The organism is Variovorax sp. Varisp46, from assembly GCF_059491885.1.
This window is the reverse complement of sequence record NZ_CP168515.1, coordinates 5,954,775-5,970,684: the sequence shown is the minus strand read 5'-3', so window position 1 is coordinate 5,970,684 and position 15,910 is coordinate 5,954,775. Positions and strand designations below refer to the sequence as shown.

The following is a 15,910-nucleotide window of genomic DNA, read 5'->3' as shown; positions in this document are numbered from 1 at the left end:
CCAGATGAATCCTGCGCCCACCGCCGCGCAACCGGGCACGGCCGCCCACGCCTCCTCCGCCTCTTCCTCCAAGTTCGCCACCGTCCTGCGCGTGACCGGCGGCAACTTCATGGAGATGTTCGACTTCTTCCTGTTCGGCTTCTACGCCACGCAGATCTCGAAGGCGTTCTTCCCCGCGGGCAACGAGTTCGCCTCGCTGATGCTCACGTTCATGACCTTCGGCGCGGGCTTCCTGATGCGGCCGCTGGGCGCGATCTTTCTCGGTGCGTATGTCGACCGCGTCGGCCGCCGCCAGGGCCTGATCGTCACGCTCGCGCTGATGGCCGTCGGCACCCTGCTGATCGCCTGCGTACCTTCCTACGCCACCATCGGCCTCGTCGCGCCGCTGCTGGTGCTGGTCGGCCGGCTGCTGCAGGGCTTCTCGGCCGGCGTGGAGTTGGGCGGCGTGTCGGTGTACCTGTCGGAAATGGCCACGCCGGGCCGCAAGGGCTTCTACGTGAGCTGGCAGTCGGCCAGCCAACAGGTGGCCATCGTCGTGGCGGCTGCGCTCGGCTACTGGCTCAACGTGACCTTCACGCCGCAGGAGATCGGCGACTTCTACTGGCGCATTCCGTTCTTCGTGGGCTGCCTGATCGTGCCGGCGCTGTTCATCATCCGCCGCTCGCTGCAGGAGACCGAGGAGTTCATGGCGCGCAAGCACCGGCCCGACGCGCGCGAGATCTTCCAGTCGATGATCGCCAACTGGGGCCTCGTGCTCGCCGGGATGATGCTGGTGTCGATGACCACCGTGTCGTTCTACCTGATCACCGTCTACACGCCCACCTTCGGCAAGGCCGTGCTGCACCTGAGCACGACCGACGCGCTGATCGTCACGCTGTGCGTGGCCATTTCCAACTTCATCTGGCTGCCGATCATGGGCTCGCTGTCGGACCGCGTGGGCCGCAAGCCGCTGCTGATCCTGTTCACGGTGCTGACCATCCTGACCGCGTACCCGTCGCTCAAGTGGCTGGTCGGCGCGCCGAGTTTTGTACGCATGCTCGAGGTCGAGCTGTGGCTGTCGTTCCTCTACGCAAGCTACAACGGCGCGATGGTCGTGGCGCTCACCGAGGTGATGCCGGTGAACGTGCGCACCGCCGGCTTCTCGCTCGCGTACAGCCTGGCGACGGCGCTGTTCGGCGGCTTCACGCCGGCGATCGCGACAGGGCTGATCGAGATGACCGGCGACAAGGGCGCGCCGGGGCTGTGGATGACGGCCGCCGCGGTGTGCGGGCTGATTGCGACGCTGCTGCTGTACCGGCGCAACGTGGACCCGGCCGATGCGCGGCGCGTGCCGGTGGTCTGAGCGCATCGATAGGCGATAGGCCGGGCTGCGGGGACCCGGGACACACCCCTGCGACAATCGCGGAATGCCTTTCGCCCCCCTGCAAAACGACACGTTCCTGCGAGCCTGCTGGCGCCAGGCCACCGACCACACACCCGTCTGGCTCATGCGCCAGGCCGGCCGCTACCTGCCGGAGTACGTCGCCACGCGCGCCAAGGCGGGCAGCTTCATGGGGCTGGCGACCAACACCGACTACGCCACCGAGGTCACGCTGCAGCCGCTGGCGCGCTACCCGCTGGACGCGGCCATCCTGTTCTCCGACATCCTGACGGTGCCCGACGCGATGGGCCTGGGCCTGTCGTTCGAAGCCGGCGAGGGCCCGCGCTTCGCGCACCCGGTGCGCGACGAGGCGGCCGTGGCCGCGCTCGAAGTGCCCGACATGGACAAGCTGCGCTACGTGTTCGATGCCGTGGCCTCGATCCGCAAGGCGCTGGATGGCCGCGTGCCGCTGATCGGCTTCTCGGGCAGCCCGTGGACGCTGGCCTGCTACATGGTGGAAGGCGCGGGTTCCAGCGACTACCGCCTCGTGAAGAGCATGCTGTACGGCCGCCCCGACCTCATGCACCGCCTGCTGGCCGTGAATGCCGACTCGGTGGCCACGTACCTCAACGCCCAGATCGACGCCGGCGCGCAGGCCGTGATGGTGTTCGACAGCTGGGGCGGCGTGCTGGCCGACGGCGCGTTCCAGGAATTCAGCCTCGCCTACACAGCCCGCGTGCTGGCAGGCCTCAAACGCACCGGCGCCGACGGCCAGCCCGTGCCGCGCATCGTGTTCACCAAGGGCGGTGGCCTGTGGCTCGACGCCATGCGCGAGCTCGACTGCGAAGTGCTGGGCGTCGACTGGACCGTGAACCTCGCCACCGCGCGCAGGCAGATCGCTGAAGGCACCGACGGCAAGGCCAAGGCGCTGCAGGGCAACATCGACCCCAACGTGCTGTTCGCGCCGCCCGCGCAGATCGAGGCCGAGGTGGCGAAGGTGCTGAACGCCTTCGGCAAGCCTCACGCCGACCGCAACGCCAAGGGCCCGACCCACATCTTCAACCTGGGCCATGGCATCAGCCAGTTCACGCCACCGGAGCACGTGGCGGCGCTGGTGCAGGCGGTGCATGCCCAGTCGCGCGCGCTGCGCGGTTGAAGTCGTCACCCGAGGCGGGCCGGCGATGGCGCCGGACCTGCCCGAAAGTGGGTTTGCAGCCGTTTGTCAAGCACAAAAACGGTCTATCAGCGCTGACTTATGCACAAAACAGGTGTTGCACCGCGCAAGATTATCTGAGTGGCCTCTTTCTTTGCTCCTAAAGAAATAGCGAAGCTAAGTTGTTGATTTATATAGGATTTGAACTTTGCTTTTTTTCCGGGCATTCCAGCCAGAGCCTTGATTTTCAAGGCCTCGCAGCGAGTCGAGCCCGCTTGTCAACAAAGTTATCCACAGAAACTCTGGATGGGCCTCAAAGCCCAGACAAATCAATGACTTAAGCGCTTTTGCTCAAAGTCGCATTAACAAACCTTTCCAAGAAGGACCGCTCATCTCCACAGCCGGCTCACCCCTCGGCGGGGCTCACCAGACGACGGACGGCGCTTCGCCGGCCCTGCCGTGGCGGCTCGACATCGCGGTGCAGACGCCCGCGCATGCCGCGCTCGGCGACCTGCTGAGCTACGCCGGCACCGAGCCGCTGGTGCCGGGCACGCTGGTGCGCGTGCCGCTGGGCAAGCGCGAGGTGCTGGGCGTGGTCTGGAACGAGCCGGTTTCGCTGGCGGGCGTCGAGCCCGACATGGCGCTGAAGCCCGTGGGCGCGGCGCTCGACGCACTGGCCCCGCTGGGCGAGGCCTGGCGCGACCTGGTGGCCTTCGCCGCGCGCTACTACCAGCGCTCGATCGGCGAGATCGCGCTGGCCGCGCTGCCGCCGCAGCTGCGCGACCTGTCGACCGCGCAGCTGGCGCGCCGGCTCAAGCGCGGGACGGCGGCCGGGCCGGTGGCCGAGACGGCCGAATCCGCCAACCTGATCGCGCTGAGCGCGGAGCAGACCGCCGCGCTGGCGCGCATCGAGGCAGAAACGGGCACCTTCCTGCTGGTCGGCAGCACCGGCAGCGGCAAGACCGAGGTCTACCTGCGCTGCGTGGCCGACCTGCTCGCGCGCGACCCCGAGGCGCAGGCGCTGGTGATGGTGCCCGAGATCAACCTCACGCCGCAGCTCGAAGCCCGCTTCAAGGCCCGCTTCGGCGACGAGGCCGTGGTGTCGCTGCACAGCGGCATGACGAATCCGCAGCGGCTCGCGAGCTGGCTGGCGGCGCACGGCGGCGCCGCGCGCATCGTGCTGGGCACGCGCATGGCGGTGTTCGCGTCGATCCCGGGGCTGAAGCTCATCGTGGTCGACGAGGAGCATGACCCGAGCTACAAGCAGCAGGAAGGCGCGCGCTACTCGGCGCGCGACCTCGCCGTGTGGCGCGGCCAGCGCGAGAAGGCCAAGGTGATCCTGGGCTCGGCCACGCCCTCGCTCGAGAGCTGGCACCAGAGCCGGCCCGCCGAGGGCGACGACCCGGGCGGGCGCTACGTGCGGCTGGCCATGCCCTCGCGCATCGGCGCCGGTGAGCTGCCCGCCGTGCGGCTCGTCGACATGAACCTGCAGCCGCCGAAAACGGTGATTTCCGCCGCGCTGCTCGACGCCATCGGCCAGCGCATCGCGCGCGGCGAGCAGAGCATGATCTTCCTGAACCGGCGCGGCTATGCGCCGGTGCTGGCCTGCGGCGACTGCGGCTGGAAGAGCGAGTGCCCGCACTGCAGCGCCTACCGCGTGTTCCACAAGATCGACCGCACGCTGCGCTGCCACCACTGCGGCTTCACCGAGCGCGTGCCGCGCGCCTGCCCGGCCTGCGGCAACCCCGACATCGCGCCCGTGGGCCGCGGCACGGAACGGCTCGAAGAACACCTGGCCGAGCTGTTCGCAGGCGTGAAGCACCCGGACGGCAGTGCGGTGCGCATCGCGCGCATCGACGCCGACAGCACAAAGAAACAGGGCGCGCTCGAATCGCAGCTCGCGGCCGTGCACGCGGGCGAGGTCGACGTGCTGGTCGGCACGCAGATGATCGCCAAGGGCCACGACTTCCGCCGCATCACGCTGGTGGCCGCGGTGAACCCCGACGGTGCGCTGTTCTCCAGCGACTTCCGCGCGCCTGAGCGGCTGTTCAGCCTGCTGATGCAGTCGGCCGGCCGCGCAGGCCGCGACGCCGCCTACCTCGCCGCGCAAGGCGCCAAGGCCGAGATGTGGATCCAGACGCACCATGCGCAGCACCCACTGTTCATGGCGCTGCGCAGGCACGACTACGCCAGCTTCGCGCAGCAGCAGCTCGACGAGCGCCGCGCCGCCGGCATGCCGCCGTTCGCGTTCCAGGCGCTGCTGCGGGCCGACGCGCGCGAGCAGCCGGTGGCGCAGGGCTTCCTGAACACGGCCGCGGACAAGGCCGAGGCGCTGCCGGGTGCCGAGCTCGTCACGCGCTACCCGGCCGTGCCGCTGGCGATCCAGCGCGTGGCGAATGTGGAGCGTGCGCAGATGCTGATCGAAAGCCCCTCGCGCGCCGCGCTGCAGCGCCTGCTGGCCGCCTGGCAGCCGCTGTTGCACGAACTGCGGCGCACGCCCGAGGGCAAGGGCGTGATCCGCTGGCTGGTCGACGTCGACCCGCACAGCATCTGAACCTGGAACGCCAGCGACCCTGAAGCCGCGGTTTCAGTGGTGGCCGACGGGCTCCTTGCCCATGTCGACGTAGCGCAGCTCGCCATGCCTGCGCCGCACGATGCTCCCGGGCCACGCGAACACCACGAGGCTCAGCGCGGCGAGCGCTATCGCGGTGGCAGTGCCGAACCTGTCGGCATGCCAGAACCAGCCGACCACGAAGAGCCAGGCCAACCACAGCAGGATGCGAGAAAGAATTGCCATCGCGCGCTCCATTCACATCTTTGACTTGCAAACACTGTAGCAGCTCATCTGCAAACTCAAGTATTCATCTGAAGTGATAGCGATAGCTATGCCTTACGGCCTGCCTCGGCCTACCCGAAAATTTGTGAAAAAAGAGTTGACGCCATACCCCGGCGCTGGCCAAGCTGTCACAGCGCCAGCCCCCCGCGGGGACCGTGTTCCAAGCAAGCTCGCTCGTCGCAAAGGCAAGGGTCGCCGTGAAACCGTCGTCTTTCTCTGTTTGGGTCCTCTCGCTCGCTTCGAGCCTCGCCTGCATCGCGGGCGTGCCTTCGGCTTGCGCGGCCGAACTGGAGGTGCAGGGCAGCCGGCTGCTGGTGTCGGGCATGCTCGACGGCAGCGCCATCAAGGAATTCACCGAGCAGCTGGCCAGCGGCACGGTGCATGTCGTGGTCTTCAAGGATTCGTTCGGCGGCACCGCCGAAGCGGCCGGCGCCTTTGCCGACGCCATCCGTGCGAGCGGCGTGCAGACCGAGGTTCGCGGCCAGTGCATGGCGGCCTGTGCCTATGCCTTCCTGGCGGGCAGGACGCACCGCTTCGGCTACGGCCCGCAAGTCAACGGCATCCTGCTGCCGGTGGCGGCGCGGCCCACGGCTGCCGAGCTCGCGGTGCGCTGGCGCGGCGACGAAACCCACAAGACGCTGGCCGACTTCACGCCGACCGCCGGGTCGGCGGCCAAGCCGGTGGAAGCGAGTGCCCCGCCGCCCAAGGACAACTGGCAGCCCGACCACGGCGTGCTCTTCACCGCCAGTCCCACGCTCTTCGGGCGTGTCTACAACACCTACTACTGCGACGGCACGCAGGGCCGCGACTTCTCGAAGTGCGAGCGCCTCGCCGATGCCGATCCGTACAAGCTCGGCGTGCTGACCCCGTAGCGCGCGCCGCGAGCGGAAAGCTGAAGAAGGCGGTCCCCCGTCGTCCAGTGGACGACGCGGGCGGTGCGGCCGCGCTCGGCGCAAAGAAAGGGAAAGTAACAAGGACTACAGGCGGCACCGGTCCGCTGTCGCCGGGCCGCTCCAGGGCTGCATGGGGGTGTCCGGGCTATAACCCCGCAAAGGCCGGCCCCGTATCATTGCCCGCTTTGCGCCAGCCGTTCCCCACGGCCTTCTTCGCGGCCTTCCCGGTTCTTTTTCTCCCATGTCTCACGGTCTCAATCTCGCGCAACAAGAAGCGGTCAACTACATGCATGGTCCCTGCCTGGTGCTTGCCGGTGCGGGCTCGGGCAAGACGCGGGTGATCACGCACAAGATCGGCCGGCTGATCCAGTCGGGCATCGAGCCGCAGCGCATCGCGGCCATCACCTTCACGAACAAGGCGGCCGCCGAGATGCGCGAGCGCGCGAAGGACCTGATCGGCAAGGACGCCCGCAAGGTCGTGGTCTGCACCTTCCACGCGCTGGGCGTGCGCATGATGCGCGAGGACGGCGCGGTGCTCGGCCTGAAGAAGGCCTTCAGCATCCTCGATTCCGACGACGTCACCAAGATCCTGAAGGACGCCGGCGGCACCACCGATGCGGCCACCGCGCGCATCTGGCAGTGGACCATCAGCAAGTGGAAGAACATGGGCCTGAACGCCGCGCAGGCCGAAGCCCAGGCTGCCGACGACAACGAGCGCATCACCGCGAAGATCATGGCGCGCTACGAAGAGCGCCTCGCGGCCTACCAGAGCGTGGACTTCGACGACCTGATCGGCATGCCGCTCAAGCTGCTCTACGAATTTCCCGAGGTGCGCGCCAAGTGGCAGGCCGCGCTCGGCCACATCCTGGTGGACGAATACCAGGACACCAACGCCACGCAGTACGAAGTGCTCAAGGCCCTGGCCGGCGAGCGCGGCCACTTCACCGCCGTGGGCGACGACGACCAGTCGATCTACGGATGGCGCGGCGCCACGCTCGACAACCTGCGCAAGCTGCCGGTCGACTACCCCACGCTCAAGGTCATCAAGCTGGAGCAGAACTACCGCTCCACCAGCGCCATCCTGCGCGCGGCCAACAACGTGATCGGCCCCAACCCCAAGCTGTTTCCGAAGACGCTGTTCTCCGAGCTCGGCGAAGGCGAGCCGGTGCGCATCGTCGATGCCGACAGCGAAGTGCACGAGGCCGAGCGCGCGGTGGCGCGCATCGTCAGCATCCGCGCGGGCGACGTCATCGCGCAGGGCAAGCAGTACAAGGAGTTCCGCGACTTCGCGATCCTGTACCGCGCCAACCACCAGGCGCGCGTGTTCGAGCAGGCGCTGCGCAAGGCGCAGATTCCGTACAAGGTGTCGGGCGGCCAGAGCTTCTTCGACCGCGCCGAGATCAAGGACCTGTGCGGCTGGTTCCGCCTGTGGGTCAACAACGACGACGACCCCGCGTTCCTGCGCGCCATCACCACGCCCAAGCGCGGCATCGGCCACACCACGCTGGCGAGCCTGGGCACCTTCGCGAGCCAGTACAAGCTGAGCCTGTTCGAGGCGCTGTTCAGCCCCTCGCTGCCGAGCGTGATGCCCAAGCGCACGCTCGAAGGCATCCACGAGTTCGGCCGCTACATCAACGACCTGGAATACCGCGCGCGCCGCACCATGGGCGCCGAAGACTCGCGCACCTTCATGCTCGACTGGCTCAAGGAGATCGACTACGAGAAGCACCTCTACGACGGCGAGGACAGCGAGGCCGCCGCGGCCTCGCGCTGGACCAACGTGCTGGAGTTCGTCGACTGGATGTCGCAGCGCGCCGGCGGCACGCTCGACGATGCCTCGGGCGCCAACGACAACGTCGAGACCGAGCGCAAGAGCCTGCTCGAAGTGGCGCAGACCATCTCGCTGCTGTCGACCATCAGCGAGCGCGAGCAGGACCAGGACGTGGTCACGCTCTCGACGCTGCACGCCTCCAAGGGCCTCGAATGGCCGCACGTGATGCTGATCGGCGTGACCGAGGGCCTGCTGCCCTTCAAGCTCGAGGACGACAACGGCCGCCAGAAGGTGGTGAGCGACGACACGCTGCAGCGCCTGCAGGAAGAGCGCCGCCTGATGTACGTGGGCATCACGCGCGCGCAGCGCAGCCTGGCCGTGAGCTGGACCAAGAAGCGCAAGCAGGGCCGCGAGATGGTGCCCTGCGTGCCGAGCCGCTTCATCGCCGAGATGGGCCTCGACAAGACAACCATCAAGGAAGACCCGCGCGAGAAACTCAAGGCGCTGCGCGCCGAGTTCGCGCGCAAGGCACAGGACAACGCGGCGAAGGCGGCGGCAGCGTCATGAAGGCGAACAGCTTTTCCGCGCTGCTGGCCGGCGCCGTTCTTCTTTCGCTGTCGGGCTGCGCCTCCGTGCGGGGCAGCGCCGACTGCCCCGCCGACGCGCGCGACCTGCCGCTGCAATCGCTCTACGGCCGCTGGGATGCGCACTTCGACGGCCTGCCGGCCGTGGCCGCCGTGCAGCTCGGAAAGCACCCCGACTACGACGGCGTGCGCGGAACCATCACACGCCACGGCGCCAACCCTGCGAAAGCCGCGGTCGCGCAACTCGCGGGCGACGTGGACGACGAAGGCGCGCTCTCCATCGACGAATCGCAGGACGGCCGCGCCATCAGCGCCGTCTGGTCGGGCAAGCTGCAGGCCGGCTCGTGCGGGCGCGAATTCAGGGGCACGTGGCGCAACGCCGCGGACGAGAGCACGCACCCGTTCGTGCTCAGCAAGACAGTCGCGCAGGAAGGAAAGCAATGACGACGACACGACGACAACCTCACTTCAACCTGGCCGCGCTCGCGGCCGTGGCCGCCTGCCTCGGCGGCGGCGCCACGGCGCACGCACAGGCCGTGGACAAGCCCGCGAGTCCGCTGGCCGACGCCCAGCTCACCTGGCAGCAGTGCGCCGCACTCGGTGCCAACAACGAGGCGCGCCTGGCCTGCTTCGACCGCTGGTCGCAGCAGCAGACGCTGCCCTCGGTGTCGGTTCCCGCCGCGCCGCCCGTGCTGGCGAACACCCAGCCGCCGGTGGACGCCTCGATCCCGGCCACGCGCGTCGTCTCGGTCGCCACCACCGAAGGCTGCCGCGACCGCCAGTACTCGGTGCTCTCGCGCTTCTGGGAACTGGAGGAGGCCACCGATTGCGGCACCTTCGGCTTCCGCGGCTACCGCCCGCTCAACGTGTCGGTCTCGGCCGCCACCAAGAAACCCGAGACGCCGACCTCGCCCTCGGCCGGCCACACCGCCGACCCCGTGGCTTACCAGGCCAACGAAATGCGCATCGGCCTGTCGGTGCGCACCAAGCTCGCCCAGGGCATGCTCACGCAGAACGATCCGGCCAGCAGGAAAGACTCGCTGTGGTTCGCCTACAGCCAGCAGTCGACGTGGCAGCTGTTCAACGGCGCCATCTCGCGGCCCTTCCGCACCACCGACCACGAACCCGAGCTGATGTACGTCTACCCGACCGACTTCAAGCTGCCCGGGGGCTGGCGCTGGCGCTATTCGGGCCTTGGCATCGTGCACCAGTCGAACGGCCAGACCCTGCCGCTGTCGCGCAGCTGGAACCGCGTCTACCTGATGGGCGGCGCCGAGCTCGACGACCGCTTCACCATCACCGGGCGCATCTGGAAGCGCGTTTCCGAGAGCGCCGCCAAGGACGACAACCCCGACATCTCCGACTACATCGGCCGCGCCGAGCTCACCGGCCGCTGGAACCTCAACCGCGACAACCAGCTCGCCGTGACCGTGCGCAACAACCTGCGCGACAGCGGCCGCGGCTCGGTGCGCCTCGAATGGCTCAAGGCCATCGGCGACCCGACCAAGAGCAACCTGCGCTTCCACACGCAGCTGTTCTCGGGCTATGGCGATACGCTGGTGGACTACAACCGCAAGCGGACCGTCCTGAGCATCGGCCTCAGCCTCGTGGATTTTTAAGCTCGCCCCCAGGCTTCGCGCGCTTCGTGTCGCTTCGCCCCCCTGCCGGGGGCAACACCTGCGGCCCGGCAAAGCCGGTTCCGCGGTGTTCCACTGAAAGAATGCAAGGAAGAATCGCCGTATGAATCAGGACCTCACTCCCGTCGACGACACGCAGCGCGAGATCATCGCCGCGCTGCACGTCGCGCCCGTCTTCGATGCCGCCCGCGAACTGGAGCGGCGCGTCGACTTTCTCGCCGGCTACCTGAAGCAGACCGGCCTGAAGACGCTGGTGCTGGGCATCAGCGGCGGCGTCGATTCGCTGACTGCCGGCTGCCTCGCGCAGCGCGCCGTCGAAAAGCTGCGCGCCACGGGCTACGACGCCACCTTCATCGCGATGCGCCTGCCCTACGGCGTGCAGAAGGACGAAGCCGAGGCGCAGGCCTCGCTCGCAGTGATGAAGCCCGACCGCACCATCACCGTCGACATCCGCCCCGCCGCCGACGGCATGCTCGCGGCGCTGAAGGCTGGCGACCTGGCGTTCCGCGATGCGGCGCACGAAGACTTCGTGCTCGGCAACATCAAGGCGCGCCAGCGCATGATCGCGCAGTTCGCGGTGGCCGGCGCGCACGACGGCATCGTCATCGGCACCGACCACGCGGCCGAGGCGCTGATGGGCTTCTTCACCAAGTTCGGTGACGGCGCGGCCGACATCACGCCGCTCACGGGTCTCAACAAGCGCCGCGTGCGCGCGGTGGCGCAACTGCTGGGCGCGTCCGACGCGCTGGTCTACAAGGTGCCGACCGCCGACCTCGAATCGCTGGTGCCGGGCAAGCCCGACGAAGACGCCTTCGGCGTCACCTACGAGCAGATCGACGACTTCCTCGAAGGCAAGCCGGTGTCGGCCGAAGCCCGCCGGATCATTCTTGCGACGCACCGCAGGAGCGCGCACAAGCGCGCGCTGCCTGTCGAACCCTTCTGACGGCGGCCCTGCTGCCGGTCAGGCCGCGGGCTTGAACTCTTCCACCGTCAGGCCGAGCTTGCGCACCTTGTCGTGCAGCGTCTGGCGCGCGATGCCGAGCGCGGCGGCCGTGGCGGGCTGGTCGCCGTGCTGCCGCCGCAGCTCCTCGACGATCACCGCGCGTTCGAACGATTCCACCTGCTGCGGCAGCCCGCGCGGCAAGGCCGGCACGCCGTCGGCGCCGTTGCCGCCGCGCGTCTGCGTCAGGCGCTCGCCGAGCAGGCCCAGCACGAAGCGGTCGGCCACGTTGCGCAGCTCGCGCACGTTGCCGGGCCAGGCGTAGGCCATCAGGTCGGCCAGCTGCGCGTTGCTCAGCAGCGGCGCGGAGCGCTCGTAGCGGCTCGCGGCCTGCAGCGTGAAGTGCTCGAACAGCAGCGGGATGTCCTCGCGCCGCTCGCGCAGCGGCGGCAGCTCGATGAAGGCGACGCCCAGGCGGTAGTACAGGTCGGCCCTGAACTTCTGCTGGTCGCTCATGGCCTTCAGGTCGTCCTTGCTCGCGGCCACCACGCGGCAGTCGAAGGGAATGGTCTTGTTGGAGCCGATGCGCTCGATGCTGCGCTCCTGCAGCGCGCGCAGCAGCTTGATCTGCACAGCCATCGGCATGCTCTCGATCTCGTCGAGGAACAGCGTACCGCCGCTGGCGTATTCGAACTTGCCCACGCGCACGCGGTTGGCGCCGGTGAAGGCGCCGGCCTCGTGGCCAAACAGCTCGCTCTCGGCCAGCGACTCCGGCAGGCCGCCGCAATTGAGCGGCACGAAATGCTGGCGGCGGCGCGCGCTGTGGTCGTGCAGGCATCGCGCCACCAGCTCCTTGCCGGTGCCGGTCTCGCCGTAGACCAGCACGTCGGCCGAGGTCTCGGCCAGCGTCTTCACGGTCTGGCGCACCTGCTGCATCTGCGCCGAACGGCCGATCAGCACCGACTGGATGCCCTGCCAGTTTTCCAGCGCGTCGCGCAGCGCGCGCACCTGCAGGCTGAGCTGCCGGCGCTCGATGGCGTGGCGCACGATGGCCACCAGCCGCTCGGAGCTGAAAGGCTTCTCGATGAAGTCGTAGGCACCCTCGCGCATGGCCTGCACGGCCATCGCGATGTGGCCGTGGCCTGTGACCAGGATCACGGGCAGCTCGGCATCGACGTTGCGCAGCTCGGGCAGCCACTCGGTGCCGCTCAGGCCCGGCAGGCGCACATCGCTGACCACGACGGCCGGCACGCCGAAGCCGATGTGCGGGCGCGCGCGCTCGGCGCTCGCGAAGGATTCGACCTCGAAACCGGCCAGGGTCAGCACCTGGGTCGTGCTGATGCGGACGTCTTCGTCGTCCTCGACCAGCAGCACCCGGATGGCAGGGGCTTCGCTCACTTGGGGGTCACTCCTGTTGTGCAGTGGAAAGGGGGGGTGAATGAGAGGATACGGGCGGGTTGTGGATCACGGCAATGGCGGCGGGCAGGTCGATGACGAAGCATGCGCCGCCGCCATCCAGGTTGGCCGCGCGCAGCGTGCCGTCCATGGCGCGCACCAATTGTGCCGAGATCACGAGCCCCAGGCCCAGCCCGGAACCCGCGGCCTTGCCGGTGACGAAGGGTTCGAACAGGCGCGGCAGGATATCGGGGCGAATGCCCGGGCCGGTGTCGGTCACCGAAAGGAGCACGCGCCCCTCCTTCGGCCGCGCTTCCAGCCGCAGCGTGCGCAGCGGCGCGTCCTGCATGGCGTCGATGGCGTTGCGCATCAGGTTGGCGAGCACGCTGCCCAGCGCGGCGTCCTCGGCCATGGCGCTCAGCGCCGCGGGCTGCACGTCGACCTCGATGGCCACGCGCTGCTTCTTTGCGGCGTCGGCGACGATCGCCTGCGCTTCGGCGATCGCCTGCGACAGCGGCACCGGCGCCAGCGGCACCTCGCCCTTGTAGGCGAAGGTGCGCAGCTGCGAGGTCAGGCGCGCGAGCCGGTCGACCATGTTGCGGATGCGCTGAAGGTTGCCGCGCACGTCGTCGATGCGGTTCTTGTCGAGCAGGATGACGGCGCTTTCCGACAGCGTGCGCATGGCCGTGAGCGGCTGGTTGAGCTCGTGCACCACGCCGGCCGACATCTGGCCCAGCGCGGCCATCTTGCCGGCATGCACCAGCTCGCCCTGCGCCGCGCGCAGCTGCGCGGTGCGCGCCACCACGGTCGATTCGAGCGTGTCGTGCGCCGCCTGCAGCGCAGCCTGGCTGGCCAGCTTCTGGCGCACCGCGCGGCGGCGCTGCCACAGCGCGACGGCCACCAGCAGCAGCACCGCCATCGCCAGGCTGGCGGTGATCGCCGCGTAGCGTGCCGCCGTGCGCAGCGGCGCGAGGTCGTCGAGCACCACCAGCTGCCACGGTGCGCCGCGCAGGATGCGCGCCGACGCGAGCTGGTCCACGCCGTCGAGCGAGATCACCTGCACGTCGCGGTCCAGCGCCTCCTTCTGCGTCCACCGCAGCGGCTGCAGGCTGGCCTCGCCGTAGGGTCGCGAGCGCAGCACCTCGGCGCGCTGCAGCGCATCGAGCGGCAGCAGCGGGCGAAACTTGAGGTCTTCGCGGGTGGAAAGGATCACCACGCCGCGCTGGTCGATCAGCGCCACGTCGCCGGGCAGCTTGCGCCAGGCGCGCTCGGCCTCCTCGAGGTTGATCTTGACGGCCACCACCCCGCGCGAGGACTGGCCGCGGCGCAGCGCATACGACAGGTAGTAGCCCGGCTTCTTGCTGGTGATGCCCACCCCGTAGAAGCGGCCCCGGCCCTGCCCCAGCGCGTCGATCACGTAGGGCCGGAACGACAGGTCCTGGCCGACGGTGGTGCCGGGCTTGTCCCAGTCGGACGCGGCCAGCGAGGTGCCGGAGGCGTCGAGCACGTAGAGCATCTCGGCGCCGGCCGTGGCGTTGACGCCGTCGAGGTAGCGGTTGACCGCGTCGCGCAGGCGCGTGTCCGACGGCGTGCCGAGCAGCTCCGGCACGACGGGCGTCATCTCCAGCAGCGCGGGCAGGTAGTCGAAGCGGGCGAGGTCGGCGTCGAGCCCGGTCGCGAGCATGTCGAGCCGGTGCTCGGCCGCCTCGCGCAGGCGCGCCAGGCCGGCCTGCATGGCGATCTGCTGGCCGGCGAAGGCGGCCACGGCCACCAGCGCCAGCGCGCCACACCAGCGCGGCAGGGCGCGCCATCCCCTCGTGTGGTCGAAAGGTCCATCGAAATGCAGGCCCGGCTCCCTTGAAATCATGGGAGCGTTATTGCACAAGGCCGGGCCGTCCGCATCGGTGGCAGCCCGATGGCCCCTGGCGGGGCCGAAGGCAGGGTCAGGCCTGCCGTGCCTGGCCGGCGGGCATGTGCGCCTGGGCGGCGTCGAGCACGCGCTCGGGCTCGTCGGCTTCGGCGGTGCTTTCCTGGTTCAGATGCTGGTGCATGCGCACGGTGTCGAGGTCGCCGGTCCACTTGGCGACGACCAGCGTGGCCACGCCGTTGCCGATCAGGTTGGTCAGCGCGCGGGCTTCCGACATGAAGCGGTCGATGCCCAGGATCAGCGCGAGGCCCGCCACCGGCACATGGCCCACGGCCGACAGCGTGGCCGCCAGCACGATGAAGCCGCTGCCCGTGACGCCGGCCGCGCCCTTCGAGGTGAGCAGCAGCACGGCCAGCAGCGTGAGCTGCTGCGTGAGCGTCATGTCGGTGTTGGTGGCCTGCGCGATGAACACGGCCGCCATCGTCAGGTAGATCGAGGTGCCGTCGAGGTTGAACGAGTAGCCCGTGGGCACCACCAGCCCGACCACCGACTTCTTCGCACCCAGGTTCTCCAGCTTGGCCATCATGCGCGGCAGCACCGATTCGCTCGACGACGTGCCCAGCACGATCAGCAGCTCTTCCTTGATGTACTTGATGAACTTCCAGATGCTGAAGCCGTGGAAGCGCGCGATGAGCCCCAGCACCACGAAGATGAAGAACAGGCAGGTGGCGTAGAAGGTGGCCATCAGCTGGCCCAGCTGCAGCAGCGAGCTCACGCCGTACTTGCCGATGGTGAAGGCCATCGCGCCGAAGGCGCCGATGGGCGCGAGCTTCATGATGTAGCCGACGATCACGAAGAGCACGTGCGAGCCCTTCTCGATCACGTCGAACACCAGCGTGCCACGCCCGCCGAAGCGGTGCAGCGCGAAGCCGAACAGCACAGCGATCAGCAGCACCTGCAGGATCTCGCCCTTGGCGAAGGCATCGACCAGCGTGCTCGGGATGATGTTGAGCAGGAAGTCGACCGTGCCGGTCATCTTGCCCGGGCCGGTGTAGGCCGCGATGCCCTTGGTGTCGAGCTGGCTCACGTCGACGTTCATGCCCGCGCCGGGCCGCACGAGGTTGATGATGACGAGGCCCACCACCAGCGCGACGCTGCTCACGATCTCGAAATACAGCAGCGCCAGCCCGCCGGTCTTGCCGACCTTCTTCATGTCCTCCATGCCGGCGATGCCGACCACCACCGTGCAGAAGATGATCGGCGCAATGATCATCTTGATCAGCTTGATGAAGCCGTCGCCCAGCGGCTTCATCGACGCGCCGGTGTCGGGGTAGAAATGCCCCAGCAGCACACCGAGCACGATGGCGGTGATGACCTGGAAGTACAGGGACTTGTAGAAGGGTTTGGGTGCGGTGGGATGTTCCATGGGGGTGCTCATCGGTTTGTCTCCAATTCGGGCCAGGCTCCGTAGCAG

At 68.7% G+C, this 15,910-nt stretch carries 12 protein-coding genes; 8 read left to right on the top strand and 4 right to left on the bottom strand.

Annotation, left to right across the window (positions count from 1 at the left end):
- The first annotated feature begins 4 nt into the window (after positions 1-4).
- From ACEN9N_RS28130 to priA, 3 genes are all read left to right on the top strand, one after another.
- Positions 5-1,342 (top strand): MFS transporter, encoded by a 1,338-nt coding sequence (locus ACEN9N_RS28130; protein ID WP_007838887.1) that lies wholly within the window; start codon positions 5-7, stop codon positions 1,340-1,342.
- A gap of 64 nt (positions 1,343-1,406) precedes the next feature.
- Entirely contained in the window at positions 1,407-2,516 is a 1,110-nt protein-coding gene (hemE, locus tag ACEN9N_RS28125) for a uroporphyrinogen decarboxylase (protein WP_007838885.1), read from the top strand.
- Positions 2,517-2,967: 451 nt separating this feature from the next.
- Positions 2,968-5,067 carry a replication restart helicase PriA gene (priA, locus tag ACEN9N_RS28120; protein WP_495656428.1) on the top strand — a complete coding sequence of 700 codons (2,100 nt, stop codon included), beginning with the start codon at positions 2,968-2,970 and terminating at the stop codon, positions 5,065-5,067.
- 33 nt (positions 5,068-5,100) lie between these two features.
- On the opposite strand, the gene ACEN9N_RS28115 is transcribed toward priA, so the two are convergent.
- Complete coding sequence (locus ACEN9N_RS28115) at positions 5,101-5,310, bottom strand: hypothetical protein (RefSeq protein WP_007838881.1); 210 nt, start codon at positions 5,308-5,310, stop codon at positions 5,101-5,103.
- Between the two features lie 236 nt (positions 5,311-5,546).
- Here ACEN9N_RS28115 and ACEN9N_RS28110 point away from each other — a divergent pair, with 236 nt between their 5' ends.
- The 5 genes from ACEN9N_RS28110 (at position 5,547) to nadE (ending at position 11,177) form a co-directional block, all read left to right on the top strand.
- Positions 5,547-6,221: a hypothetical protein gene (locus tag ACEN9N_RS28110; RefSeq protein ID WP_495655029.1), complete on the top strand. Its 675-nt coding sequence runs from the start codon at positions 5,547-5,549 to the stop codon at positions 6,219-6,221.
- A gap of 262 nt (positions 6,222-6,483) precedes the next feature.
- Positions 6,484-8,580, top strand: a complete 2,097-nt coding sequence (locus tag ACEN9N_RS28105; protein WP_007838879.1) for an ATP-dependent helicase — start codon at positions 6,484-6,486, stop codon at positions 8,578-8,580.
- The gene (locus ACEN9N_RS28100; protein WP_007838878.1) at positions 8,577-9,041 is read left to right on the top strand and encodes a hypothetical protein; all 465 of its coding nucleotides are present in this window, start codon (positions 8,577-8,579) and stop codon (positions 9,039-9,041) included. Before ACEN9N_RS28105 ends, ACEN9N_RS28100 begins: the two co-directional genes overlap by 4 nt.
- Positions 9,038-10,216 (top strand): phospholipase A, encoded by a 1,179-nt coding sequence (locus ACEN9N_RS28095; protein ID WP_413313595.1) that lies wholly within the window; start codon positions 9,038-9,040, stop codon positions 10,214-10,216. Before ACEN9N_RS28100 ends, ACEN9N_RS28095 begins: the two co-directional genes overlap by 4 nt.
- 121 nt (positions 10,217-10,337) lie before the next feature.
- Complete coding sequence (gene nadE, locus ACEN9N_RS28090) at positions 10,338-11,177, top strand: NAD(+) synthase (protein ID WP_007838875.1); 840 nt, start codon at positions 10,338-10,340, stop codon at positions 11,175-11,177.
- Between the two features lie 18 nt (positions 11,178-11,195).
- Here nadE and ACEN9N_RS28085 read toward each other — a convergent pair whose 3' ends face one another.
- From ACEN9N_RS28085 to ACEN9N_RS28075, 3 genes are all read right to left on the bottom strand, one after another.
- Entirely contained in the window at positions 11,196-12,572 is a 1,377-nt protein-coding gene (locus ACEN9N_RS28085; RefSeq protein ID WP_495655028.1) for a sigma-54-dependent transcriptional regulator, read from the bottom strand.
- A 7-nt stretch (positions 12,573-12,579) separates the two neighbouring features.
- On the bottom strand, positions 12,580-14,436 hold the full coding sequence (locus tag ACEN9N_RS28080; protein WP_495655027.1) for a sensor histidine kinase: 1,857 nt from the start codon (positions 14,434-14,436) through the stop codon (positions 12,580-12,582).
- Positions 14,437-14,512: 76 nt separating this feature from the next.
- A complete protein-coding gene (locus ACEN9N_RS28075; RefSeq protein ID WP_413313598.1) occupies positions 14,513-15,862 on the bottom strand; it encodes a dicarboxylate/amino acid:cation symporter in 1,350 nt (449 codons plus the stop codon).
- Positions 15,863-15,910 lie beyond the last annotated feature (48 nt).

Bases quoted from the DNA above. Each gene is read 5' to 3' on its own strand.
- ACEN9N_RS28105 (WP_007838879.1), top strand. From the start codon at position 6,484: ATGTCTCACGGTCTCAATCTCGCGCAACAAGAAGCGGTCAACTACATG.
- ACEN9N_RS28130 (WP_007838887.1), top strand. From the start codon at position 5: ATGAATCCTGCGCCCACCGCCGCGCAACCGGGCACGGCCGCCCACGCC.
- ACEN9N_RS28095 (WP_413313595.1), top strand. From the start codon at position 9,038: ATGACGACGACACGACGACAACCTCACTTCAACCTGGCCGCGCTCGCG.
- ACEN9N_RS28075 (WP_413313598.1), bottom strand. From the start codon at position 15,862: ATGGAACATCCCACCGCACCCAAACCCTTCTACAAGTCCCTGTACTTC.
- nadE (WP_007838875.1), top strand. From the start codon at position 10,338: ATGAATCAGGACCTCACTCCCGTCGACGACACGCAGCGCGAGATCATC.
- ACEN9N_RS28115 (WP_007838881.1), bottom strand. From the start codon at position 5,310: ATGGCAATTCTTTCTCGCATCCTGCTGTGGTTGGCCTGGCTCTTCGTG.
- ACEN9N_RS28080 (WP_495655027.1), bottom strand. From the start codon at position 14,436: ATGATTTCAAGGGAGCCGGGCCTGCATTTCGATGGACCTTTCGACCAC.
- hemE (WP_007838885.1), top strand. From the start codon at position 1,407: ATGCCTTTCGCCCCCCTGCAAAACGACACGTTCCTGCGAGCCTGCTGG.
- ACEN9N_RS28100 (WP_007838878.1), top strand. From the start codon at position 8,577: ATGAAGGCGAACAGCTTTTCCGCGCTGCTGGCCGGCGCCGTTCTTCTT.